The organism is Pseudophaeobacter sp. EL27 (assembly GCF_900313025.1).
Taxonomy (GTDB): Bacteria; Pseudomonadota; Alphaproteobacteria; order Rhodobacterales; family Rhodobacteraceae; genus Pseudophaeobacter.
In genome coordinates, this window is sequence record NZ_OMPQ01000005.1 from 11990 (window position 1) to 37144 (window position 25155).

A 25155-nucleotide genomic window follows, 5' to 3' on the forward strand; every position below is an offset into this window, starting at 1 on the left:
CTTTCTGTAACCGTTATCGATACCGATATCGACAACGTTATCGCTAACGTTAGTTTCTTCCCTTCAAAACCCTGTCACAACTCGGAGCTTTCGCATGACCCTCAAAATCGCAATCAATGGATTTGGCCGCATTGGCCGTGGTGTGTTGCGCGCGCTTTTGGAAAGCGGTGCCCGTGACATCGAAGTGGTGGCCATCAATGATCTCGCCCCGGCGGCAAGCCTGGCACATCTGCTGAAATACGATTCCGTGCATGGCCGCCTGAAAACGCCCGTCGACTATGGCCCCGACCATCTGACCGTGAACGGGACCACCATTCGCCTGACCGCAATGCGCGACCCCAAAGACCTGCCCTGGGCGGATGTGGATATCGCCTTTGAATGTACCGGGCATTTCACCAACCGCGCCGCCGCCTCGGCCCATCTGGCCAATGGGTCCAAACGCGTCCTGCTTTCTGCCCCTGGCAAAGAAATGGACCGCACCGTGGTTTACGGCGTTAACCACACCGACCTGACAGCAGCGGATCTGATTGTCTCCAATGCCTCCTGCACCACAAATTGCCTGGCCCCGCTGGCGCAGGTGCTGGACCAGAGCTTTGGCATTCAGACCGGGTATATGACCACGATCCACGCCTATACCGGCGATCAACCCACCCATGACAGCCCGCATAGCGACCTCTACCGTGGTCGCGCCGCCGCCCTGTCGATGGTGCCAACCTCCACCGGCGCAGCCCGCGCCATCGCCGAAGTGTTGCCGCAGCTCAAGGGCCGCCTTGAGGGTTCCGCCATCCGGGTGCCAACGCCCAATGTCTCTGTGGTGGATCTGAGCTTCATGCCCGCGCGCCCGGCAACGGTCGAGGCCATCAATGCCGCCGTAAAAGCCGCAGCCGAAGGGCCGCTAAAGGGCGTGCTTTCCTTTGAACAGGACCCGATGGTCTCGGTGGATTTCAACCACGACCCGCATTCCTCCTGTTTTGCGGCGGCCCAGACCTCAGTCACTGCGGGTGGCCTGATCCGGGTGGTCAGCTGGTATGATAATGAATGGGGGTTTTCCAACCGGATGCTGGACACCGGGCGGCACATGGGCAGCCTGATTGCCGCCACGCAGCCAGAGCCCTTGGCCGAGGCGGTGTAACCCTGCAAGGCAGCCGCTCCTGACCCGGCTTTTGCTTGCTAAGAGCTGCCTGAAAATGGCATCCTTCACTTGAGCAAACTGCACGGGCCGCGCGCGGCTCCAGCCAAAGGGGAAAGCGTCTGAAATCCGTTCGTCTCAGATTGCTCTTGCTGGCCCTGCTGCCGCTGGCAGTGCTCATGCCTCTGTTGCTGACATTGGCAATGGCACGGTGGAATGCGGATTATGACGCCGTTCTTATCGCCAAGGTCGAAAGTGATCTGCGCATTGCCGAGCAATATCTGGGCCATCTGCAAACCGGCAGCGCCGAAAGCCTGCGCAGCATTGCCAATTCAACCGCCTTTCAACAGGCGCTCTCCAAAGGCCCCGCCGAGGTCCAGTCTCATCTCGAGGTCCTGCGCGAAGACCTGCAACTGGATTTTCTGGAGTATCTCACCCCGGCCGATCTGGCCTCACCTCGGGGACAATGGCCGGTCATTCAGGCCGCTACCCAGGGCCAGCGGGCTTCGCAGATCGACATATTTAGCGCTGAAGCCCTCACCGATGCGGCACCACATCTGGTCGATCAGGCCCGCATCCCCCTGATCGAGACCGAGGCCGCAGCCCCAACCACGCGCGACGTCGAAGATCGTGGCATGGTGCTGCACACAGCTGCGCCCGTTGTCGCTTTCGGTCATCACGGCGTGCTGCGCGGGGGGCGCCTGCTCAACCGCAATCTCGATTTTATCGATACTTTGAATGCGCTGGTTTACCTTGGCGGCCCGGCGGATCAGAACCGCCAGGGCACTGCCACCCTGTTTCTGGAAGATACCCGTATCTCCACCAATGTGCGCCTCTTTGAGGAGGTGCGCGCCCTTGGCACCCGCGTCTCGGCGGTGGTGCGTAACAAGGTACTGGGCGAGGGGCTGACCTGGCTGGATCGCGCCTTTGTGGTCAATGACTGGTATATCTCAGGCTATCTGCCTCTGACCGACAGCTACGGCAAACGGGTTGGCATGCTCTATGTGGGTTTCCTTGAGGCCCCCTATTCCGCCGCCAAGCGAGAGGCCTATTGGACCATTGTCGCGGTCTTCCTGGCTGTCCTTGCGCTTTCGGCCCCCTTGTTCTTATGGCTTGCCAAGGGGATCTTCTCCCCTTTGGAACGGATGAGCCTGACCATGAAGCGGGTCGAGCGTGGTGATCTGGCGGCCCGCAATGGCACCACCCGACGACAGGACGAAATTGGTCAGGTGGCCGGGCACCTGGACAGCCTGCTCGACCAGATCCAGGAGCGCGACCAGCGCCTGCGGGATTGGGCCGGAGAGCTGAACCAGAGGGTGGATCGGCGCACAGTTGAATTGAGGGCGGCCAATCAAAAGCTGGAAGAGACTTTCAAACAGCTGGTGATGAGCGAAAAGCTGGCCTCGATCGGGGAAATCACCGCGGGCGTCGCCCATGAGATCAACAATCCGGTGGCGGTGATCCAGGGCAATGTTGATGTGATGCGGATGACCCTGGGCCCTGCCGCACAGGAGGTCGGAACCGAGCTGGACCTCATTGACAATCAAGTCATGCGCATTGGCGCCATCGTCGGCAAGCTGCTCCAATTTGCCCGTCCCTCCGAGTTTGGCACTTTTGAGGAAAGCCTCTATCTCGCACCTCTAGTCAGCGACTGTCTGGTCTTGGTGGATCACGTGATCTCCCAACAGGAAATCAGGGTGGAAAAACGCTTCGATCTCGGCCCCGACCCCGTTCCACCTGTCCGCATCGACCCCGGAGAACTGCAGCAAGTGGTGATCAATCTCATCCTCAATGCTGCTCAGGCCATGGAGGGTGCAGGCCATTTACGTCTCTCACTGGAAGCTGCAAACCGCGATGGGCGCGATGGGGCTCTGCTGACGGTGGCCGACAGCGGCTGCGGCATTGCTGAGGATCAGCTCTCGGCGGTGTTCAACCCGTTTTACACCACCAAACTGGGCGAAGGCACCGGTCTGGGGCTCTCGATCAGCCAGACCCTGATACAGCGCGCTGGCGGTATCATCTGCGTGCGTAACCGCAAAGGTGGCGGCGCCGCCTTCTCCATCTGGTTGCCCGCTGCAGACGATGGGTCTCAGCAGAATGCGGCCCCAACTGCCGCCCAATAAGCAGCGCCTCATCACTCCGTCTATTTATGTATTTGCAAACATTCGGTTCTGGGTGCCCCGCGCCGTGCACAGCACGGCGCGCCCGGCCCAAGGCCATTGGCTCTGTTCTGGCGCAGCCAGAACAGAGCCTGGGCGCGGGAGAGCTACCTGTTGCAAAAAGATGCGCTGCGCAGTGGCTCGATCACACGTCCCAGCTAGAACATTTCCGATCAACGGTTTTACGCGAGACCCCCAGGCGCCGGGCCGCCTCTGCCCGGTTGCCGTCACAGGCATCCAGGACATGCATGATATGGCGCTGTGTCACCAGATCGAGGGATTCAACCGCCGCGACGCCAGCAATGCCGCCCTTGCCAGCAAACTCCTCTGGAAACTCCCCCAGGATCACCGACCGCTCAATCAAATTGCGCAATTCCCGCACATTCCCCGGCCAGTCATAGCGTGAGAATTTCAGCAGAGTTTCCTCGTTCAACTCCAGTGCGGCCATGCCCAGACTGCTGGCAAATTGCTCCATAAACAGCGCGGCCAGCTCGACAATATCCTCCACCCGATCTTTCAAGGGCGGCATCTTGATTTCAACCACATTGATCCGGTGGTAGAGATCGGCGCGAAACCGACCCTCTGCCACCGCCTGTTGCAGATCCGCATTGGTGGCAAACAGAAAGCGCAGATTGAGCGGGATGTCCCGCTCTGCCCCCACCGGCCGCACCCGCTGATCCTCCAGCACCCGCAGCAGCGCCGCCTGGACCTGATCCGGCATCTGCGCCACCTCGTCCAAAAACAGAGTGCCGCCATCCGCATGCAGGAACAATCCGTCCTTGCGTCGGTTTTGATCGTCAATCAGACCAAACAGCTCATGCGCGATGCGATCCGGCGCGATGGCTGCACAGTTCACCGCCACAAAAGGTTTTTCCGCCCGCTCCGACAGTGAATGCAGCGTGCGGGCCGCAATTTCTTTGCCGGTGCCGCTGGCGCCAGTAAACAGAACTGGCGTTGGCAGCGGTGCGAGGCGATGCAGCATATCGCGCGCCTGACTGATCGCCGTGGACTTGCCCAACAAGCGCCCGCGCGCGGCGTTGCCTTCGGCAGAAAGCTCATGCTTCAGCAGGTAGTTTTCGCGGCGCAGATACTTGCGATCCAGCGCCCTCGCCACCGAATTGAGGATCTGATTGGCCCGAAAGGGTTTCAGCACAAAATCCGCCACCCCGGCTCGCAGCGCCAGGATGGCCGTTTCCAGATCGGCATAGGCAGTGACCAGAATGGTATCGGCAAAGAGACCCACCCGCCGCTGTTCCTGCACCCATTCCAGGCCCGTCTTTCCCGGCATCACATTGTCCAGAATGATCAGATCAAAATGCGCCTGATCCAGAATGGTCGAGGCCGCCGCAGCCGAGGCCGCCTGCTCCACCCGCTTGCAGCGCGGTTCCAGAATTTTGGTGAGAAAATTGCGCATCCCCGGCTCGTCATCAATCACCAGGATCGAGGCCCCGGCCAGGTTTTCGCCATATTCGTCGCTCGTGCTGTCAGCCGGACGCATTGCCGTCACCATCCCGTCTCTCATCCCCATGCCTCCCCGAGCCTTACGCCTTTAGCTGCAAAAATCAAACCTTACGGCCTCCCTCATCTACTCTGCTGGAGAGACCGTTCCCTTGTCCTTGTCGCTTTGTGCCTGCTGCTCCTGCATCTCCTCCAGCCAGATCGAATGGTGCTGCTTGGCCCAGGCCTCATCCACCTCACCTGACCCCATGGCATCATAAGCGCCCTCCATGCCAACCGAACCGATATAGATATGGGCGATGATGATCGCCATCAGCACAAAGGCCAGAATGGCATGCCAGGCCTGAGCCAGCTGCATTTCCTCCTGCGGCGCCAGCGCAACGGGCAGCTGGCCAAGGCCCAGGAGTTCAGACAGACCTGTCGCGTTCAATAATCCAAAGGTCTTGGCAAAGAGCGGCAGCTCATAAGGGAACAACAGGGACAACCCAGACAGCGAGATCGAGGCGCCAAAGAGCACCACCGACCAGAAGATCAGCTTTTGCCCGGCGTTGAATTTCTTGGCCGGCGGATGGGCTGAGCCGATGATGCCGCCAAACTGGCGCAGCCAGGTCAGGTCAGTACGGTTGGGAATATTATGCACGACCCACATCACAAAGATCATCACCAAACCAACAATAAAGCCCCAGGCCACCACATTGTGCAGCCATTTGCTCAGGTCCAGCAGCCCCGCGTTAAGTCCCTTGCCCAAGTAAGGCGCAATAATCAGCCGCCCAAACAGAGACAGGATTCCAGTAATACCGAGGATGATAAAGGATCCCGCCAGCAGCCAATGACCAAGGCGTTCGACACTCTTGAACCGGGTCACCGTGCGACCAGTCTTTTCACCGTCAATCTTGATCCTGCCGCGCAGCACAAAGAACACCACCAGCGCCCCGATGGTGCCGAGCAGCAACCAACCGCCATAGTGGCGCAGGGGGCCTGCGCGAAATTCGAGCCAACGCATGCCGCCATCCTGCACCAACACCTTGCCCACATCGCCACCGCTGGACACTGAAACCTGAGCAGAATCATAGCGCAGCTGCCGCCAAAGCTCAGGGTCCGAGACCCCGCCCAGGGTGCCAAGCTGTTCGCTCATCCCGGCTGCGGCATCCGGATTGCCAATGTTGTCCTGACGAAAACGCTCATCCAGTTTTTGCTGCTGTTGCCGCGCCAGAATATCATCCAGGGTCTGCGCACCCCCTGTTGCACTGCGGTCCACCGTCACCCCGGCCTCAGCCTCCTGTGCCAATGCCAGACCAGGCAGCAGGGAAAAACACAGCATCAGCTGAAGGGAAAAGAGAAATGCCAGGCGCAGCATGGGCCAGACTCCTTTGCAGGTCATGGATAGAAAGTAGCAGATCGCAGGCGGCCCACATTGCGCAGGCCGCCCCCGTCTCATTTGAACATCAGAGGCGTTTAGCCGCCCTTTTGCTCATAGGCTGTGCCCCAGCCCCAGGCACCGGAGCCAAAGCCGCGGGCCACAATGCGTTCCCGGTAGATTTCGGAAACCATATCGCCGTCACCAGCCAGCAGCGCCTTGGTGGAACACATCTCAGCACAGATCGGCAGCTTGCCTTCGGCGATCCGGTTACGGCCATATTTGGAGAACTCCGCATTGGAGTGGTTCTCCTCGGGGCCACCGGCGCAGAAGGTGCATTTGTCCATCTTGCCACGGCTGCCAAAGGCACCCGCCTGCGGATATTGCGGCGCGCCAAAGGGACACGCGTAGAAGCAATAGCCACAACCAATACACAGATCTTTGGAGTGCAGCACCACGCCATCGGCTGTCTGGTAGAAACAATCCACCGGACAGACCGCCATGCAGGGCGCATCAGAACAATGCATACAGGCCACAGAGAGCGAGCGCTCTCCGGGTTGGCCGTCATTCAGCGTGACGACCCTACGGCGGTTTATGCCCCAGGGCACTTCGTGCTCGTTTTTACAGGCGGTGACGCAGGCGTTGCATTCAATGCAGCGTTCGGCGTCGCAGAGGAACTTTGCTCTTGCCATGTCTCTCTCTCCTTATGCTGCAGTGATTTTGCAAAGAGTGCATTTGCTCTCTTGCATTTGGGTGACGCTGTCATAGCCATAGGTGAAGGCCACATTGGCGCTTTCGCCCAAGACATAAGGATCTGCACCTTCGGGATATTTGTCCCGCAGATCCTTACCCTGGAAGTGACCACCAAAATGGAAGGGCATGAAGGCAACGCCTGCCCCGACACGTTCGGTGACCATGGCCATAACTTTGACCTTGCCGCCCTCGGGGCCTTCGACCCAGCACTGTTCGCCGTCCCGCACGCCCAGGTTATTGGCGTCGCGCGTGTTGATTTCGACAAACATGTCCTGCTGCAATTCTGCCAGCCAGGGGTTCGAGCGCGTCTCTTCGCCGCCACCCTCATATTCCACCAGTCGCCCGGAGGTGAGGATGATCGGATAATCCTTGGAGACGTCGTTTTTCTGGATCGAGGCATAGAGGGTCGGCAGACGGTAAGCTTGACGGTCCTCATATGTTGGGTAGTCCTCAACCAGATCGCGGCGGTTGGTATAGAGCGGCTCGCGGTGAATAGGCACCGGATCCGGGAAGGTCCAGACCATAGCGCGGGCTTTGGCATTGCCGAAGGGCGCACATTCATGCTTGATCGCCACCCGCTGAATACCGCCAGAGAGGTCGGTTTTCCAGTTGGTCTTGGGACCGGCCACGGCCTCGATCGAGGCGCGCTCTTCGTCGGTCAGATCACCGTCCCAGCCCAGATCCATCAGCATCTGCATGGTGAACTCGGGGTATCCATCCTGGATTTCCGAATTCTTGCTGTAGACGCCTTCGGCCAGCAGGTTGTCGCCATCCCGCTCAACGCCAAAACGGGCGCGGAAGGTGAGACCACCCTGAGAAACCGGTTTCGACATATCATAGAGGTTTGGCGTGCCGGGGTGGTTCATCTCAGCCGTGCCCCAGCAGGGCCATGGCAGACCGTAGTAATCGCCATCGGCGGGACCACCTACAGCCCGCAGCGTGGTGCGGTCAAAGGTATGTTGGTTGGCCATATGCAGTTTCAGCCGCTCGGGGCTTTGACCCGTGTAGCCAATGGTCCAGAGCCCCTTGTTGAACTCCCGCGTGATGCTTTCAACAACCGGTGTTTCAGCGTCTTCCATCTCAATATTGCGGAACAGACGATCGCCCCAGCCAAACTTGTTGGCGAACTTGGCCATGATGACCTCATCCGGCAGGCTCTCAAACAGCGGCTCGACAATGCGATCGCGCCACTGGAAAGACCGGTTTGAAGCAGTGACAGAGCCACGGGTTTCAAACTGGGTACAGGCCGGCAGCAGATAGACGCCATCGGTGCGATCCTGAAGCACGGCAGAGACCGTTGGATAGGGGTCGATCACGACCAGCATATCCAGCTTTTCCATTGCCGTTTTCATTTCCGTCATCCGGGTCTGCGAATTGGGCGCGTGCCCCCACAGAACCATGGCCCGCACATTGTTGGGCTGATCGATATTGTCCTTGTCCTCAAGGATGCCATCAATCCAGCGACTGACCGGAATACCTTTCAGGTTCTGCAAGCTCTTTTCCTTGCCGTCAGCCCCTGTCAGCATATCAAACTGGGCTGAGAGCCACTCGGGGTCTTCCTCCCAGACGCGCGCCCAATGAGCCCAGGCGCCTTTGGACAACCCATAGTAGCCCGGCAGCGTATGCGAGAGCACGCCCAGATCGGTGGCCCCCTGCACGTTGTCATGGCCCCGGAAGATATTGGTGCCGCCACCAGAGGCGCCCATGTTGCCCAACGCCAGCTGCAGGATGCAATAGGCACGGGTGTTGTTGTTGCCAGTGGTGTGCTGGGTGCCGCCCATGCACCAGATCACGGTGCCGGGACGGTTGTTGGCCAGGGTACGCGCAACGCGCTCGAGCTGCTCGCCTGGTGCACCGGTGACGCGCTCAACCTCTTCTGGGTTCCAGGCTTTCACCTCGTCGCGGATCTGATCCATCCCCCAGACACGGGTGCGGATGAACTCTTTGTCTTCCCAACCGTTCTCGAAGATATGCCACAGGATACCCCAGACCAGCGCCACATCGGTGCCGGGACGGAAGCGGACATATTCATCCGCATGGGCCGCGGTGCGGGTAAAGCGTGGATCACAGACGATGACCGGTGCGTTGTTCTGCTCCTTGGCCTTCAAAAGGTGCAACAACGAGACGGGATGCGCCTCAGCCGGGTTGCCACCAATGATGAAGATGGATTTGGAATTATGAATGTCGTTATAGGAGTTGGTCATGGCGCCGTAGCCCCATGTATTGGCGACGCCCGCAACGGTGGTCGAGTGACAGATCCGCGCCTGATGGTCGACGTTATTGGTGCCCCAATAGGCCGCGAATTTGCGGAACAGATAGGCCTGTTCGTTGTTATACTTGGCCGAGCCCAGCCAATAGACGCTGTCCGGGCCGCTCTCTTCGCGGATATCCATCATGCCGCCACCAACCTCGTCGATGGCCTGTTCCCAGGAGATGCGCTTCCACTCGCCGCCCTCTTTCTTCATCGGGTATTTCAGGCGGCGCTCGCCATGGGCATGTTCGCGCACCGATGCGCCCTTGGCGCAATGGGCCCCGAGATTGAAAGGGCTGTCCCAACCGGGCTCTTGCCCGACCCAGACACCACTATCCACTTCGGCCACAACGGTGCAGCCAACAGAACAATGGGTACAGACGGATTTGATGGTTTCAACCGCGCCTGCCGCGGCTGTTGCAGCCGTTGCCTGAGTGACAGTTCCACCCGTGGCACTGATGGCAGCCAGGCCGCCAATGGCCAGGCCAGAGCCGCGCAGAAATGAGCGGCGGTCAACGGAAGTTTCCGCGACATTATTGAGGATCGAGCTCCGCTGGGGGCGTCTCGCAACCCCGTTGGTCTTTTTCCTAAGCATATAAGCCTCCCTTGCTAGCCCTTTCACCAGTGAAAGGACGCGCTTGGTTCAAGGAAACCACGGGGCGGTCGGGCGTCTCGCTACCAGTTGCCTGTGGTCGATGAATCGTCTTGTCTGCAACCGGCGCTGGTTAGAACCGGGTGCTGTCGTAATAGGCGCGGGTATGCGCGGTATCCTGCATCTTGTCGGATGCCAGATTGGGCTCGGAAGCCTCGGCCTCGGTGCCGCTGCTGGCAACCGCCACCGCAGCCAGTGGCGCACCTGTCGCCGCCATTTTCAGAAAGTCGCGGCGGCTGCTGGCCCCCTCATCTTTCTTGCTCATGTGAACTCCTCCTCCTGACGCCTGGGGTCAGGTACCTGTTTCACGGGGTTACAGCGCCAAAGGTTACCCCAGCGCCCTTTTGCGGATTACTCCGCGCTCATCCGAAAGGCTTCGGCTTCGATCTCCATGAACTGCCGCCCGACGGCGCCGAGCGCGGCATAGAGAACCGAAGATTTGGCACCTTCGAGATCCGAAAAGAAATGACCGGCCCAGGGGCCGATATGTTTGGCAAAGAATTGCTTTTGTCTGGCCAGATCTGCCGCCGTGCCAAAGCGTCCGGCAATCATCGCGCCCATCATCTCCATCAGGGAGGCAATGTTGTCCTCGGGCTCATAGGCATTGGGCGCACGGGTTATCCCACCAGCCGCCATGTCCTGACGCAGCTGCGCCAGTGGTTTTTCATTCAGGAAACCGGTCAAATAATAGCTGGCATAGGGCAGCAACTCGCCCCGCCCCAAACCAATGAACAGCTTGTTGAATTCGCGCTCTGCAGAGGCGGGTTTGCTGTGGCGTGCCAGTTTGGCCAGCGCATTGATTGCGTCTCCCAAGCCACTGTCATCGCCTGCCAGTCCAGAGGTCTGCCCCAGCAGCATCTCATCCGGTGGCCCCGCCAGCATCACGCCAAGGTAGTTATAGAGGTCTGCGCGCATCTGGTCCTCTGTCCCAATCGCGACCGGTGGTACCGGGGCCTCTGGCAGGGTCTCAAGTTCTGTCATCATTTCAGGCTCCTTGCGGGTCATCTCGCTGAGGCTCATGTCGTCGCTCCTTCAAAGGAAAAGCGCATGCGCCGGGGCGCGGCTGTGATCTGTGTTTCGGTGGGTTGGGTTACATCCTCGGCCGGATTGACCGGATCAGTCCGGGGCTCGACAGAAGCCCCCACTGGTGCGGAGGCCATGGCCGGGAGTTCTGGTTCTTCCAGAGCGGCAACTTCCCCGTCAGAAGGGTGTTCCGGGTCTGCTTCCGGTGCCGCTTCGGCAGCAGCCCGTTCCGCCTCGGCCTCCTGCGCCAGGGCCTCGACATGTTTTGTCATGCCCTTGCCGACCTGATAGGCGGTTTGCATCCCCTCAATGACGCAGGCGGCATCAGTGAAATCCTCGCCGTAATCCACCAGCCCATCCACACAGGCCAGCACCGGATTGGCGCGCCACAGATGCCGCAGCGCCCGTGTCTTGATCCGGGCGGGGATCTGATCCGTCAGAAAGACCTTGAAATCATCCCCTTCCTTCAGGCTCTCAGGGTCAGGCAGCTCCAGCGCCGCCAGGATTTCTTCGTCGCTTTGCTCTGCCAATTCCGCATCACGCGCGGCAGACCGCGCTGCAACCGCTGCCTGCTCTTCAGCCTCGGCCTCTGCCGCAACCGCCGCCTGTCGACGGGACCAGAAATCCCCCCGGCTCATTGTACCCGCCCCCGCTTGGACAGAGCAGGCGAGCGATATACATCAGTGAGCTGAGAAATACGGGGGTCGCCAATACCGTCTTCGCTGGCGCCAACATCCTTTTTGTCGCGCCGCCGTTTCTTGAACTCTTCCTCGTGGAAATGCGCCAGCGTGAACTCCCGCAACCAGGCCACCAGCCCCGAAGGCATCGCCACCTTCTCCACCAGTTCTTCGCCGCTGTCGGCATAGTCCTGCGCCTCAAATGGCGAAGCGGTGACTAGCGTGACCTCCAGTGGGAAACCCCCTTCACTGGTCTCGCGCATGATCACATAGAGGCTCGGTGGATTGGTGGTCAGCGCCTGCATGTAGGCCTCGGCCTCGGCGCGGTGCAGCTCCAGCGGCAGGGTAGCGGCATGGTATTCGCTGACGCCGCCCTCGCTGCGCAGCAACTGCCATTCCGCCGCCGCAGCAGCAGGCAGCAGCCCTGAGACGGTCCAGCTCCACTTGGCCCAGCGGGTCACCCCCGGTGCGCGGCGCAGAACCACCCCAACCGGCATCACATCCGTTTTCTCTGTGCTTTGACTCACCCTGTCACGATGCCTTTTGTCATTTCCCACTGTCACAGCTGCAGCCCGATCGAATACCGCCAGACCATCATTTGTTGCAGCAAGACTGCGCCGACAGGGCGGCGCCTCGAAAGGCTGAAGTTGCGGGAAGAAGATAAAACAGCCCATGCGGGACAAATTGGGGTGCTGCAATTCCAGCTGCCCAAGGCTGCGGTCGAATTGTCTATTTTGACAAAAAAACTCAGGAAACCCGCGCACCACCAAATGGCGAATCACTTGCCCAGAATGAGAGGGTTTGGAGCCGCCTCTGACACTCAAAACCGGTTTACCTCAGCCAAGAATCAAAGCTAGTCTGACCTCCCAGCCAGCGGTCAGTCCGACAGGATCTTGCCGAAATACACGCGAGGAAAACAATGGCCAAGCAATTGATTTTATGTGATTGTTCAGGGACACAAAGCCTAGACCCTGAGGCCCTCTCGGCGGCAACGGGCCTCAGGTGCAGCCCAGTCCATTCAGCCCTGTGCACCACCCAGGCCGAGGTCACTGCTGCTGCAATTTCAAGTGGCGAATCGGTGATTTGCTGTACCCAGGAAAAAAGATTTTTTGCAGATCTCGCGGCGGAATTGGAGCAGCCAGAGCCCCCGGTGCTCGACCTGCGGGATCGGGCGGGTTGGTCCTCAGATACCGGTGATCTGATACCCAAAATGTCCGCCCTGGTAGCCGAGGCCGCTTTGGAGATTCCAGCTGGGAAATCCCTGGATGTAACCTGTGAAGGGCTGTGCCTGATCCTCGGCGCACCTGATATCGCCCTGGCAGCCGCCGAACGGCTTCAGGATGTGCTGGGGGTCACAGTTTTGCTGGAGACAGGTGCCGAAGATCCCGCGAGCCTCTTGTCGGGCCGTGAATTCGACGTGATCCGGGGTAAGTTGCGGCGGGCCAAGGGCGCGTTGGGGCAGTTTCAGGTGCATTTTGATGCCCTGCAACAGTTGGATGCAACCGGACGCCAGTGGAGCTGGACTCCGGCCCGCGACGGCGCACAATCGGACTGCGATCTCATTCTGGATCTGCGCGGCGGCACGCCGCTGTTTCCTGCCCCGGAAAAGCGCGAGGGCTACCTGCGCGCCGATCCCAAGAACCCGCAAGCCGTTGCCGATACCCTTCTGACGGCCTCGCAGATGGTGGGAACCTTTGAAAAACCGCTCTACCTGAACCACGAGCCGCTGCTCTGTGCCCATTCGCGTGCTTCCCAATCGGGCTGCAACAAATGTCTGGACCATTGCCCGACATCGGCCATCAGCTCTGCCGGGGATCATGTCAGTATTGACCCCATGATCTGCGCCGGCTGTGGCGCCTGTGCGGCGCTCTGCCCCTCTGGTGCCATCACCTATGACGCGCCCGCAACGGATGCGCAGTTTCGCCGTATTCAGACCCTGGCCAAGGCCTATCTGACAGCCGGAGGCCAAAGTCCCCGCCTGTTGGTCGTCAGCCCACATGGCAGCGAGATGATCAGCCTTGCGGCTCGTTTTGGCCGCGGGTTGCCCGCCGATGCGGTGCCGCTGGAAGTCTCCGCGCTCAATGCCTTTGGTCATGCCGAAATCCTGGCGGCCCTCGCTGCGGGGTTTGCAGATGTTTCAATCCTGCTGAGCCCGGGTGTCGACCGTGATGTACAGGAAGCCGAGCTCGCACTGGCGCTGGCAATTGGCGGCCCGGGGAAGGCGCGCCTGCTGGATATCACCGACCCCGAGGCGCTGAGCGATGCGCTCTATCAATCGGATGCGCCCGCCCCGCTGGCGACGCCAATCCGTCCGATGGGGTCACGTCGTCAGATCACCCGACAGGCGGCCATGGCGCTGCAGCCAGAGGCGCAGCACCTGTCCCTGCCCGATCAGGCCCCCTATGGCGCTGTGTTGGTCGATCAGGACAGCTGCACGCTGTGTCTGTCCTGTGTCTCGCTCTGCCCCTCTGGCGCCCTGGGTGACAATCCTGATCTGCCCCAGCTGAGGTTCCAGGAAGAGGCCTGCCTGCAATGTGGCATCTGCGCCAATACCTGCCCCGAAGATGCGATCTCTTTTGAGCCAAGGCTCAACCTGGACCCCGCCGCTCTGTCGCAGGTGGTTCTGCACGAGGAAGATCCCTTTGCCTGCGTTGAATGCGGTGCTTTGTTTGGGGTGAAATCCACCATTGAGAAGATCACCGAGAAACTGGCCGGAAAACACGCGATGTTTGCCCGTCCTGAAATGGCCCGGATGATCCAGATGTGCGACGATTGCCGGGTTCAGGCCCAGTTCCACCAAAAGGACAGCCCGCTTGCCGGGGCAGAACGGCCAAGGGTGCGCACAACAGAGGATTATCTGAGCAAACGCCGGGACCACTAAACGTTTAGAACCTTGCTTTCTTGCCCTTAGGCGCAGTTGGCGGATGCACCAAAGCTGCAAGTCAGATAGATAATAGCAAATGAATGAGGCAAGAGCGCGCCAGACCCGCGCTCTGCCCTCAAAGCCAGACAGTCAAAGCCCCCTTCCGGGCGACCATCAAAGGAGCAACTCCCGCGTGTCCATTACCCGAGAATCCGTCCTCGCGGCCCTAAAAAGCATTTCCGATCCTGTCAGCGGCCAGGACATTGTCGCTGCAGGGCTCACACGGGGCCTTACCGTTGACGGTGGCAGCGTGTTGTTTGTTCTGGAGATCGACCCCAACAAATCTGACCTCTACACCCCTATCCGGGATCAGGCGGAGGCCCTTGTCAAAGACCTCGAAGGCGCGGAAAAAGTCTCGGTGATGCTCACCGGGCATTCCGCCAAGGCGCCGCCCCCCGATTTGAAACCTTCAAAACCCGCACCAGCCCAGGGGCCACAGAAAATTCCTGGCGTTGATCGCATTCTTGCTGTTGCCTCGGGCAAGGGCGGCGTCGGCAAATCAACCGTCTCTGCCAACCTCGCCTGCGCGCTGGCGGCCCAGGGACGGCGTGTCGGGTTGTTGGATGCCGATGTCTATGGCCCCTCGCAGCCGCGGATGCTGGGCGTTTCTGGCCGCCCTGCCAGCCCGGATGGCAAAACCATCCTGCCGCTGCGCAACCATGGCGTCACCATGATGTCGATTGGGCTGATGACCAATGATGATCAGGCGGTGGTCTGGCGTGGCCCGATGCTGATGGGGGCGCTGCAGCAGATGCTGATGCAGGTGCAATGGGGCGCTTTGGACGTGCTGATCGTGGATCTGCCACCGGGCACCGGCGATGTGCAGATGACCCTGGCGCAAAAGGCCCAGGTGGATGGTGCGGTTATTGTCTCGACCCCGCAGGATGTGGCGCTGATTGATGCCCGCAAAGGCATCGATATGTTCAACAAGCTCAACGTGCCAATCCTCGGCATGATCGAGAACATGTCGACCCATATCTGCTCCAACTGCGGCCATGAGGAGCATGTCTTTGGCCATGGCGGTGTTGCGGCTGAGGCAGCCAAGCTCAACGTGCCTTTGCTGGCCGAGATCCCGCTGCATCTGGATGTGCGGCTGGCGGCAGACAGCGGCGCGCCCATCGTGGCTGCCAAACCTGACAGTGCCCAGGCACAGGCCTTTTTCGATGTCGCCAAGACCCTGGTGGACCGAGGCGCCGCATGAGTGAGCTCTCCTTCCCGCCTCTGATGTCTGGCCTTGCCGTGACCGGGCAGGAAGACCCGTTCGAGGCTGCCTGTCAGCGGGCGGTCTTGGGCTGTGACGCTGGATTGGTGACCTACAATTTGGGTGCGGATCAGTTGCGTGCCGCCCTGGTCTTTGCACCAGAGGTCCCCCTGCACAAGGCCATGGCAATGTTGCCCACCTGCGGGATCGGATTGCAAAATGCCCTGGGGGCGCTGGCGCCACCGGAAGTCGCGGTGCATCTGGAATGGGGCGGTGGCTTGCGCATCAACGGCGGGCGTTGCGGCCGGTTGCGCATCGCGGCCAGCTCCACAGACCCCGAGGTCACACCGGACTGGCTGGTGGTCGGGCTGGAGCTGCCCCTTTGGCCCGCCAGTGAAGACAGCGGCGAGACCCCAGACCAAACCGCGCTTTATGCCGAAGGCTGCGCTGAGGTGAAGGCGCCAGCTCTGCTTGAGAGCTGGGCGCGCCACGCGCTGCACTGGATTTCGCGCTGGGAACAAGACGGGCTGGAACCCCTGCATGCCGAATGGCGCGGTCTTGCCCATGGGATCGGCGAAGAGGGACAATGGCAGGACGCCACAGGTACCTTCCTCGGTGTCGACGAAGATTTTGGCATGCTTTTGCGTGACGCAGAGCGCACCCGGCTCATCCCTTTGACCACATTATTGGAGACCTCATGATGTATCTCGCCCGCGCCATCCATTTCGACGAGAGCGATCAGAATGTCTTTGCCAATCCGGCCCGCACCGGGGAATGGTGTATTTCCGGCGGCTTTGAATTTTCCAACTGGGTTGAAGGCGACCTCACCGGAAAGCAACGTCAGGCTTTTGCAAATGGTTGGTTGGGGTTAGAGACATCCGGTCGAGTGACCTTTGTTGCAGTTACACAGATTGAGCAGGGGGAGTTGGATCAATTGCTTGAGCTTCTGGCGCAGCATTTTGTATCCTTCTACGGCGCTCCGGATCTTGCCAGTGCACGCCCTGTTGCCCTTGAGGAACTGCAGCAAATGCAGGACCTCTGCGGCGAAAACCCACCCAACACCCTGCTCACTGTAGCCAGAGAACTCAATGGCGCCGGTGTCAGAGAAAACTATCGCAGCATTGAGCCGCAGTCGGCTGGACTGGAGCAATTCGCCCTTCACGTCAGCCCCGAAGACTAACCTTATCTGGCAAGCGAACTCTCCCGCCCGTCGGTAGATCCCTACGGGCTCCCCTCCCGTTGGGCCCAGCGCCGCTAACGCGGCGCAGGGCCACTTTCTGGAAGAGACAGGTCAAGGGCCGCAAAGCGGCCCTGCCGTCAGGCAGGGTTTACCCTTGAGGTGTCTTTGGCCCAATAAAATATCATGGTCCTTGCGGGGCAAACCTGCCCCTTCAAGGGCCTCTCAGCAGATCTTCCTTCTTGCGCCGCGCAGCGGCGCCACCCCCAACACCGCCAAGGTCTTATTGGCAAAGCCAATTGCACCTGCGGGGGCGGGAGCCTCCCCTTTGCATGAACTTGCGTTATCGGAAGCAGCCAGCGCACCGGCTTCACTCAGGCATATTTCTCCAAAAACGCCTCAGCCGTGAGGCTGCGAAAATCCGGCAGGCAGGCGCGCAGGCGGGCGTGGTCCCAATCCCACCAGGCCAGCTCTATCATCTGCTCTGCCACCAGTGCCTTATAGCGGCGGCGGATTAGTTGAGCGGTATTGCCGCCAACAATTGTATAGGGCGCCACATCCTTGGTCACCACCGTACCCGAGGCCACAACAGCCCCATGGCCAATGGTCACCTCCGGCTTGATCAGCGCTCCGTGACCAATCCAGGTGTCATGGCCAATGTGCGCCCGGCGACTGGCCCGATGGGCAAACCACTCCGCATCATCCGGGACATCATCCCAGTACAGAGCCGAGCGATAGTGGAAATGATGTAGTGAGGCCTTCTCCATCGGGTGGTCCGTCGCCCCAATGCGCGTTGCACTGGCGATATTGGAGAACTTCCCCACCTGAGCATTGGCAATGTCGCTGTTGCGGTCACAGTAAGAGTAGTCGCCAAAATGGCTATTGGCCACGCGGCTGCCTGCACCAATCTCCACATAGGCACCAAAACTACTGTCGCTGATCTGACAATCGGGGTGAAAAAACGGGGTCTCTGGGGATAGTTTGGCCAAGGGGTTTCTTTCCAATGTCTACCCCAGCCATTCATCTGGAATGACTGGGGGCGTAGTTCAATTTAAGGCTTGAGATTTCAGGGCAGCAGGAAGGCCTTGCCATCCGCGCGGGCTTTGCGCTTGGACGTGCCAGTTTCCCCCTTGATCAGGCGGCGGCGCAGCCAGCCGGAGAGCCAATCCATCATCATCACCATCAGGATGATCAACACGATGTAATAGGCCACCTCTTCCCAGTCCTTCTGGGTGATGATCGCTTGGGTCAGCAGCAGGCCAATGCCGCCACCGGTGATGGCCCCGATGATGGTGGCCGACCGGGTGTTGGATTCCAGGAAGTACAAGAGCTGGCTCAGCAGCACCGGCGTGATCTGCGGGATCACCCCAAAGCGGTAGCGCTGTGCCGGTTTTGCCCCGGTTGAAGAAATACCCTCGATCTGCTTCTCATCGACGTTTTCCAAGGCCTCCGAGAAGATCTTGCCGAAGGTGCCGGTATCCGTGACCAGAATGGCCAGGGCTCCGGTCAAGGGGCCTGGGCCAAAGGCCCGTGCCAGAACCACTGTCCAGATCAGCGAGTCCACGCCGCGCAGGAAGTCAAAGAAGCGGCGCACGATAAACCGCAGCGGCCCAAAGGGAGAGAAGTTGCGCGCCGCAATGAAGGCCAGTGGCAGGGCAAAGATACCCGCACCGATGGTGCCGAGGAAAGCCATCAACAGCGTCTCGGCAATGGCCCAGGCGACATCCTGATGACGCCACATCTTGTTGTTCCAAAAATCATGGAAGATTGCCCCGGCCTCACCCGTTGCGGCGCGTGTCATCACCTCGCCAAAGCCCATGCCGTGATAGGGGCTGTCGAGGGTAAAGAAGAACAGCTCCCAGCCGGTGAAATACCGGAACACTTCCGCACGGTTGCGGGTCACGGTCAGGCGTCCGGCCTCGGTTTTGATCGCCAGACGGTTTTTGGAGATGCTGATCCAGTCTGGCACCTCACCTGCGGGCAATTCCGCCTGCACGCCCTTGGCCCGCGTTGGTGTCGCGCGCACCATGCCATAGCCGGGGATGTCATATTCGATGCTCTCAGCGCCAAAGCGCACCAGATGACCGTTCTCTAGATCAATCACGGTATCGCTTGCAGCGGTGTCACCCAGAGTGACCCAGGCGGGGCTTTCCCCTTCTGGGTAGGTGCCTTTGCGTTCACCCTCAATGGCGACCGAAACAGAGGCATCGCGGTTGTCACGGGTCACATGGGTCTTGTAGCTATAGGTGTCACTCACCAGGGTCTGCGCGTTCTGCCAGCTGACCCGCTGCCAGAGACCCGGCATATCAAAGGCAAAGAACACGTAGGTCATATAGGCCAGGATCAGGGCTGGCAGGGCAAAGCCCATCAGCTTCTTCTTGAAGAACAGGCGGTCCATGTCCTGCTTCAGGCTGGCGGGAGTCAATTCGGCCTCTAGAATGGTCATGCTTTGGCTCCATTGATCAAACGGTCACGCATGCCGCTCGAGATCTGATCGACCACGACGATGGTGACAAATAGCAAAAGGAAGATGGCGGCGGCCTCGTCATAGCGCCCCTGCCCCCAGGACATGGCGTTTTTCAGCTCGTAGCCGATGCCGCCAGCACCCACAAAGCCGAGGATGGCGGAGGCGCGGATGTTGATTTCAAAACGCAACAGGGCATAGCTCACATAGTTGGGGCCCACCTGCGGGATGACACCCAGCCACATGCGCTGGCCCCAGCTGCCGCCCACGGATTCGAGCCCTTCAACGGGTTTCAGCGAGGCATTTTCATTCACTTCGGAAAACAGCTTGCCCAGCGCGCCAGCCGTGTGGATGGCGATGGCGATCATGGCCGGCACCGGTCCACCGCCCAGCAGAAAGATCAGCACCAGGGCAATGACAATCTCTGGAATGGCCCGGCAGATATCCATGATACGGCGAAACAGCGGGATTAGACGCGGCCAGGGCGCCATGCCGCGGGTCGACAAGAGCGACAGCAGGGTGCCAAAAACCAGCCCCACCAGGGTCGAGGCCGCTGCAATGTTCAACGTCTCAACCAGAGCGGGAAAGAAATTGACCAGATGGCCAGGCAGCTCAGTGAGTTTCTCGCTGGCTTCCGCCAGAACCTCACTCGGGTAGTCAAAGACATGGGTGATGCCATCGTAGAACGAGCCCGCATTGCGGCCATCGGCGGTTCGGAACCCCGCCATCATCAATGCGACAAACACCACCAAAATTATGCCACCATAAAGACGCTTGCGTCGGGTCATCTCGCCATATTGGGCGCGAATATCCGCCGTTGTTAGGGGCGCTGCGGTCAGATCTGCCATCTTTGCCGTCCTGAATTGGGAATGTGCGATCCCAGCCCTTTAGGGGGTGGGTTTTCACTGGGAAACGGGGTCCGGACACTGCTGCCCGGACCCCGCAGAAAGAGCCGCGTGAGAGTCTTAGTTGGACTTCAGCTGACGGGCTTCGATGATTGCCTGATAGGCATCATGGCCGATTGGCATAACGCCTTTGGCCTCACCGGAGAGCACACCATAGGCACATTCCGGGTCCATTGCAGGCAGCGAGGCCATCAGAGCGGTGAACTTGACTTTGACGTCTTCTGGCAGGTCTTTGCGCAGAACGATGGGGCCTTCTGGGATCGGCTTGGACTGCCAGATCTGCACCAGGTCATTCATGTCAACCAGGCCAGCATCTACAGCACGACGCAGGGCGCCGGAGTTGTAGCCATCTTCCCAGTTGCCCAGACCGTCGGCCCAGGTCACGCCGCCATCAAAGTCGCCGTTGTTGACGCCAACGATGGTCTGCTCGTGACCGCCGGAGAATTTGACTTCGCCAAAGTAGTCACCCGAGGTCATGGTGGAGCCGGTGATTTCAGGGATCTCGATCGACGGGATCAAAAAGCCAGAGGTCGAGTTAGGATCGCCAAAGCCAAAGACCTTACCCTGCATGTCTTCCAGCGAGGTGATGCCGCTGTCGGCGCGGGCAAAGCCGACCGAGTAGTAGCCGTAGCCGCCGTCAACGTTGACTTTAACCAGGATCGGCTCAACTGCCTCCGGGTCGGACAGGTAGGTTTTTGCGTAGCCGGAAGCCCCCAGCCATGCCATGTCGAGCGTGCCGCCCAGCAGACCCTGGATAACGCCGTTGTAATCGGCAGGGGCGAACAGCTTGGTTTCAACACCCAGCAGCTCCTCGGTTTTTTCGCGCAGGCATTCGTTGTTGTTCAGACGGTCCTGAGCGTTTTCGCCGCCCAAGAGACCAATGCGGAACTGGGTGATTTCTTCGGCCATGACGGGTGTGGTCAGGGCAGTCGAGGCCAGTGCGGCCAGCAGCAGTTTTTTCATCTTTTTTCTCCGGTTAAGTTTTCCCGCTCCCCCATCGGGCACGGGTGATGAAATTGGATTGTTTGGGTGTTCAGGCTTCTGCCATCTCGGCCCGGATGGTGGCATCCAGGGTTTCGATCTCGGTCGAGGTTGCCGCTTCCGAGAAGCTTGCATCGGCGCCGTAGATCTCGCGGGCAACGCCAGTTGTCAGCTGTTCGGGCAGCCCATCAAAGACGATGCGCCCATCGCGCATGCCGACAACCCGGTCGCAATAGCGGCGCGCGGTATCCAGCGTGTGCAGGTTGGCAATCACGGTGCGCCCGTCTTCTTCATAGATGCGGCGCAGGGCCTCCATAACGGTCTGGGCATTCATCGGATCCAGCGAGGCAATCGGCTCATCCGCCAGAATGATCTTTGGGTCCTGCATCAGGGCGCGGGCAATGGCGACACGCTGTTGCTGACCACCCGACAGGGCCTCGGCCCGTTTGGCGGCATGTTCGGCGATGCCAAGACGATCGAGAATATCAATGGCCTTGTGGATGTCTTCCATCGGGAACAGGTTGAACATGGTGGCAAAGGTGGAGCGCCGGTTGAGCGTCCCGTGCAGCACATTGGAGACCACATCCATACGCGGCACCAGATTGAACTGCTGAAAGATCATCGCGCATTCAGACTGCCAGGCGCGTTTGTCTCCGCCCCGCAGACCGGCAATGTCGCGGCCTTCAAATACGATACGGCCTTCGCTGGCATCGGACAGACGGTTGATCATCCGCAGCAGGGTGGATTTGCCGGCACCAGAACGTCCGATCACCCCGATCATGCAGGGTTTGTCGATGTCCAATGTCGCAGCATCCACCGCGATCTTGTCACCAAAGCGTTTAGTCAATTTGTCGATACGCAGCACAGTCGGTCCCTCTCGTTTCGGGCACTGACTAAGGCGGGCAATCAAACGATTTGTGTCAGGGGAATGAAGCTTTTGTAAATCTCATTGATTTGACTCGGCAATCTGCCCCTGTGCAGAGCGCCAGCAAGCAGGTATATGGCGGCTGAACACTCCTCTTTTGTCCTTCCAAAAGGAATCTGCGCAATGTCCTTTGACCGTAAGATCAAGATTGCCCCTTCCATCCTCTCCGCTGATTTTGCCAATTTTGGCCAGGAAATTCAGGCCATTGAGGCCCAGGGGGCTGACTGGGTGCATGTGGATGTGATGGATGGCCACTTTGTGCCCAACCTCACCTTTGGCCCGATGGCGGTCAAAGCTTTCCGCCCGCATGTCAAAACCCTGATGGACGTGCATCTGATGATCTCGCCGGTGGATGCCTATATCGACGCCTACGCCGATGCCGGGGCAGATGTGCTGACCGCGCATATCGAGGCAGGCCCGCATATCCACCGCACCCTGCAGGCGATCCGCGCGGCCGGCATGAAGGCTGGCGTCGCGCTCAACCCAGGCACCCCGGCCGAAGCGGTTGCGCATCTGTTGGACCTCACCGACCTGATCTGTGTGATGACAGTAAACCCCGGATTTGGTGGACAAAAATTCATCGACATGACCGCCAAAGTCCGCCAGCTGCGCCAGATGATCGGGGACCGCCCCGTTCATATTGAGATCGACGGTGGTGTGGATCCCAAGACGGCACCGCTGGTTGTCGAAGCTGGTGCTGACGTTCTGGTCGCAGGGTCTGCAGTGTTCAAGGGCGGTTCTGTTGCCAACCCCGATGTCTACGGCGAAAACATGCGCCTCATTCGGGCCGCAGCCGAAGGCCATTGGGCGTAATCCACGCGGCCGCAAGCGCCTCCTCCAGCTGATCTATTCACTATACGCAAAATCAGAGCGGCCCTACGGGGTCGCTTTTTTGTGCCAGATACCCGTCTCACCAATCCACCACTAACGCAGCCGCCGCGAGACTGCGGAATGAACAGTTGTGGCAAATGCAAATCGGTTTTCAGGAAAATTAACCGAATCAAGCCAGTTTGACCCTGTCGTTTTGGGTTTGGCAGTGTTTTGCCCTCTGGTGCGCAACTGCTGAAAGAAGGTTGTTTCGCTGGCAACGCCCTAGAGAATAGAAGGTTCGTATAGGTGAATAAAGACTCTCTCCTGTTCAAATTGGCTGTGCCAATCCCACTTTGCCTGTGCCTAGGCCTACTAATCGCAGGGGTGTTCCTCCCCTCCTCTATGCGAAACAATGCCATTTCAGCCGCCACCGAAGGCGCAAGTCAGACCGCTGCACAAATCAAGGCCATTCGAGGCTATTACACCAAGCATGTTATTGCGGACGTCAAAGCCTCCGGTGATCTGTCTCCCGGCAGTGAACACCAGAATAACCCAAACGTGGTTCCGCTGCCTGCAACACTTGTGCACGACATCAGCGCGCTTGTTTCAGGAGAGCAGATTAGCTTCTCGCTTTATAGCCCCTACCCCTTTGATAATCGCGCTGACCGCCCTCAGGATAGCTTCATGGAGCAGGCCTGGGAGGCCTTATCAAACGACCCAGAAACCAATTTCCAGCAAACCGAAGTTGTCGATGGGAGCACCTTCCTGCGTGTAGCCGTTGCGGATCAGATGAGTTCGGAAGTCTGTGTAGCCTGTCACAACACGGTAGCGGGCTCCCCCAAGACCGATTGGCAATTGGGAGACCTGCGCGGCGTGATCGAGGTGCGGCGAAATCTCGATCCCGTTTTGGCCAGTACCCAGGCCCTGTCGCGCAATATCCTCATCGCCCTCGCTGTAGTGGGTACCATACTGCTTGTGGTCTGCATTTCGGTTGCCCGCTCGGTCATCCGCCCAATTGAACGCATCTGCTCTGACATTGCCGCCGTCTCGGCTGGCAATCTGGAGACAGAGGTGACATCGGCAGATCGCAAAGATGAAATCGGCAAGATTGGCCAGGCTCTGGTTGAGTTGCAAACCGATCTGCAAAAGGCCCGCGTCGGCGAGGAACGCCGTGCCGCGTTGCAACAAGAACAACATGACGTGGTTCAACACCTCAGCTCCGGACTTGTCCGACTGTCTCGTGGTGATTTCTCTCAACCCATCGAGGCCGAGTTCTCCGGCGCCCATGAAAAACTCCGCCAGAACTTCAACCAGACCATTGATACCCTTTCTGGCACGGTTGCCCAGGTTATTGAGGCCTCGGAATCAATCGGCAGCGGCGCCACCGAAATCAGCCAGGCCTCTGATGACCTGTCGCACCGCACCGAGAGCCAGGCTGCAACGCTGGAGCAGACGGCAGCGGCGCTGGACCAGATGACGGCTTCGGTCAAAGCCGCCGCCGAAGGCGCCCGCAGTGTCGAAGCCACCATGGACGAAGCCAAGCATGAGGCCAAAAGCAGCGGTGAAGTGGTTGCCAATGCGGTCGCGGCCATGACCGAGATTTCAGATTCCTCCAGCCATATTGGTCAGATCATCACGGTGATTGATGACATTGCCTTCCAGACCAACCTGCTGGCGCTGAATGCCGGGGTTGAGGCCGCACGTGCGGGTGAAGCAGGGCGTGGCTTTGCGGTGGTCGCCGCCGAGGTGCGTGGCCTTGCAGGGCGCTCCTCTGAGGCCGCTATGGAAATTAAAGCGCTGATCAGCGCCAGCGCAGAGCAGGTCGGGCGCGGCGTCGATTTGGTTGGCAAAGCTGGTGAAGCACTCAACACCATTGCAGGTCGAGTGAACCAGATTTCCGAGCTGGTTTCTGGTATTACCGAAGGCGCCGTTGAGCAATCCACCGGCCTGGCCGAGATCAATATTGGCGTCACTCAGCTTGATCAGGTCACCCAGCAGAATGCCGCCATGGTTGAACAATCCACCGCAGCCGGTCATCTGCTCAAGGGCGATGCGCTCAAACTCACCCAGGTTGTCGCAGGCTTTCAAACCCTTGGCAGCCATGGCGCCGCCAAACCGCAAAGTGCCTCGCCCCCCTCTTCGGAACCCGCCGTCACCCAAGATTATCTGGCCTGGGACGATGAACCGGTCCAGCAACAGGTCAATGCCCCTTTCGATAGCGGCGAAGAAAAATGGCAGGACTTCTAAGGTCCACAGCGATTGGCGGCGAGGACAATAGTCTTCGCCGCAATCCATTTCACGGGATCAAAA

The 25155-nt window shown here is 59.5% G+C and carries 21 protein-coding genes; 8 read left to right on the forward strand and 13 right to left on the reverse strand.

What is annotated here, in order from left to right; all coding sequences use genetic code 11:
* Positions 1-94 precede the first annotated feature (94 nt).
* Both gap and ED661_RS02990 read left to right on the forward strand, forming a co-directional pair.
* On the forward strand, positions 95-1132 hold the full coding sequence (gene gap, locus ED661_RS02985; protein WP_122072474.1) for a type I glyceraldehyde-3-phosphate dehydrogenase: 1038 nt from the start codon (positions 95-97) through the stop codon (positions 1130-1132).
* Between the two features lie 176 nt (positions 1133-1308).
* A complete protein-coding gene (locus ED661_RS02990; RefSeq protein ID WP_254054757.1) occupies positions 1309-3252 on the forward strand; it encodes a cache domain-containing protein in 1944 nt (647 codons plus the stop codon).
* Between the two features lie 181 nt (positions 3253-3433).
* Here ED661_RS02990 and ED661_RS02995 read toward each other — a convergent pair whose 3' ends face one another.
* From ED661_RS02995 to ED661_RS03030, 8 genes are all read right to left on the reverse strand, one after another.
* Positions 3434-4810, reverse strand: a complete 1377-nt coding sequence (locus ED661_RS02995) for a sigma-54 dependent transcriptional regulator (protein WP_254054758.1) — start codon at positions 4808-4810, stop codon at positions 3434-3436.
* A gap of 63 nt (positions 4811-4873) precedes the next feature.
* The gene (locus tag ED661_RS03000; RefSeq protein ID WP_122072476.1) at positions 4874-6103 is read right to left on the reverse strand and encodes a formate dehydrogenase subunit gamma; all 1230 of its coding nucleotides are present in this window, start codon (positions 6101-6103) and stop codon (positions 4874-4876) included.
* 98 nt (positions 6104-6201) lie between these two features.
* A complete protein-coding gene (gene fdh3B, locus ED661_RS03005; RefSeq protein ID WP_122072477.1) occupies positions 6202-6795 on the reverse strand; it encodes a formate dehydrogenase FDH3 subunit beta in 594 nt (197 codons plus the stop codon).
* Between the two features lie 12 nt (positions 6796-6807).
* The gene (locus ED661_RS03010) at positions 6808-9702 is read right to left on the reverse strand and encodes a formate dehydrogenase subunit alpha (protein ID WP_122072478.1); all 2895 of its coding nucleotides are present in this window, start codon (positions 9700-9702) and stop codon (positions 6808-6810) included.
* 130 nt (positions 9703-9832) lie between these two features.
* On the reverse strand, positions 9833-10024 hold the full coding sequence (locus tag ED661_RS03015; protein WP_122072479.1) for a twin-arginine translocation signal domain-containing protein: 192 nt from the start codon (positions 10022-10024) through the stop codon (positions 9833-9835).
* An 86-nt stretch (positions 10025-10110) separates the two neighbouring features.
* Positions 10111-10740 carry a molecular chaperone gene (locus tag ED661_RS03020; protein ID WP_122072685.1) on the reverse strand — a complete coding sequence of 210 codons (630 nt, stop codon included), beginning with the start codon at positions 10738-10740 and terminating at the stop codon, positions 10111-10113.
* Between the two features lie 35 nt (positions 10741-10775).
* Positions 10776-11420, reverse strand: a complete 645-nt coding sequence (locus ED661_RS03025; protein ID WP_122072480.1) for a DUF3306 domain-containing protein — start codon at positions 11418-11420, stop codon at positions 10776-10778.
* Positions 11417-11956 carry a DUF3305 domain-containing protein gene (locus ED661_RS03030; RefSeq protein WP_122072686.1) on the reverse strand — a complete coding sequence of 180 codons (540 nt, stop codon included), beginning with the start codon at positions 11954-11956 and terminating at the stop codon, positions 11417-11419. Before ED661_RS03030 ends, ED661_RS03025 begins: the two co-directional genes overlap by 4 nt.
* Before the next feature lie 422 nt (positions 11957-12378).
* On the opposite strand from ED661_RS03030, the gene ED661_RS03035 reads away from it, so the two are divergent.
* From ED661_RS03035 to ED661_RS03050, 4 genes are all read left to right on the forward strand, one after another.
* Entirely contained in the window at positions 12379-14340 is a 1962-nt protein-coding gene (locus tag ED661_RS03035) for a 4Fe-4S binding protein (RefSeq protein ID WP_122072481.1), read from the forward strand.
* Between the two features lie 175 nt (positions 14341-14515).
* Positions 14516-15583, forward strand: coding sequence for an Mrp/NBP35 family ATP-binding protein (locus ED661_RS03040; protein WP_122072482.1), 1068 nt, complete (start codon positions 14516-14518; stop codon positions 15581-15583).
* The gene (locus tag ED661_RS03045) at positions 15580-16284 is read left to right on the forward strand and encodes a biotin/lipoate--protein ligase family protein (protein WP_122072483.1); all 705 of its coding nucleotides are present in this window, start codon (positions 15580-15582) and stop codon (positions 16282-16284) included. The genes ED661_RS03040 and ED661_RS03045 overlap by 4 nt, the downstream gene beginning before the upstream one ends.
* The gene (locus ED661_RS03050; protein ID WP_122072484.1) at positions 16284-16763 is read left to right on the forward strand and encodes a DUF6505 family protein; all 480 of its coding nucleotides are present in this window, start codon (positions 16284-16286) and stop codon (positions 16761-16763) included. The genes ED661_RS03045 and ED661_RS03050 overlap by 1 nt, the downstream gene beginning before the upstream one ends.
* Before the next feature lie 371 nt (positions 16764-17134).
* Here the strand turns inward: ED661_RS03050 and ED661_RS03055 are convergent, their stop codons facing one another.
* The 5 genes from ED661_RS03055 to phnC form a co-directional block, all read right to left on the reverse strand.
* Positions 17135-17749, reverse strand: a complete 615-nt coding sequence (locus tag ED661_RS03055; RefSeq protein WP_122072485.1) for a chloramphenicol acetyltransferase — start codon at positions 17747-17749, stop codon at positions 17135-17137.
* A gap of 77 nt (positions 17750-17826) precedes the next feature.
* The gene (gene phnE, locus ED661_RS03060; RefSeq protein ID WP_122072486.1) at positions 17827-19206 is read right to left on the reverse strand and encodes a phosphonate ABC transporter, permease protein PhnE; all 1380 of its coding nucleotides are present in this window, start codon (positions 19204-19206) and stop codon (positions 17827-17829) included.
* Positions 19203-20072 carry a phosphonate ABC transporter, permease protein PhnE gene (gene phnE / locus ED661_RS03065; RefSeq protein ID WP_122072487.1) on the reverse strand — a complete coding sequence of 290 codons (870 nt, stop codon included), beginning with the start codon at positions 20070-20072 and terminating at the stop codon, positions 19203-19205. The genes phnE (ED661_RS03060) and phnE (ED661_RS03065) overlap by 4 nt, the downstream gene beginning before the upstream one ends.
* Positions 20073-20189: 117 nt before the next feature.
* Positions 20190-21092 carry a phosphonate ABC transporter substrate-binding protein gene (gene phnD, locus ED661_RS03070; protein ID WP_122072488.1) on the reverse strand — a complete coding sequence of 301 codons (903 nt, stop codon included), beginning with the start codon at positions 21090-21092 and terminating at the stop codon, positions 20190-20192.
* A gap of 70 nt (positions 21093-21162) precedes the next feature.
* A complete protein-coding gene (gene phnC / locus ED661_RS03075; RefSeq protein WP_122072489.1) occupies positions 21163-21975 on the reverse strand; it encodes a phosphonate ABC transporter ATP-binding protein in 813 nt (270 codons plus the stop codon).
* Between the two features lie 183 nt (positions 21976-22158).
* Between phnC and rpe the strand changes: the two genes are divergently transcribed.
* Together rpe and ED661_RS03085 are read left to right on the forward strand one after the other, a co-directional pair.
* Positions 22159-22848: a ribulose-phosphate 3-epimerase gene (gene rpe / locus ED661_RS03080; RefSeq protein WP_122072687.1), complete on the forward strand. Its 690-nt coding sequence runs from the start codon at positions 22159-22161 to the stop codon at positions 22846-22848.
* Positions 22849-23247: 399 nt separating this feature from the next.
* On the forward strand, positions 23248-25092 hold the full coding sequence (locus ED661_RS03085; RefSeq protein ID WP_122072490.1) for a methyl-accepting chemotaxis protein: 1845 nt from the start codon (positions 23248-23250) through the stop codon (positions 25090-25092).
* Positions 25093-25155: the final 63 nt, after the last annotated feature.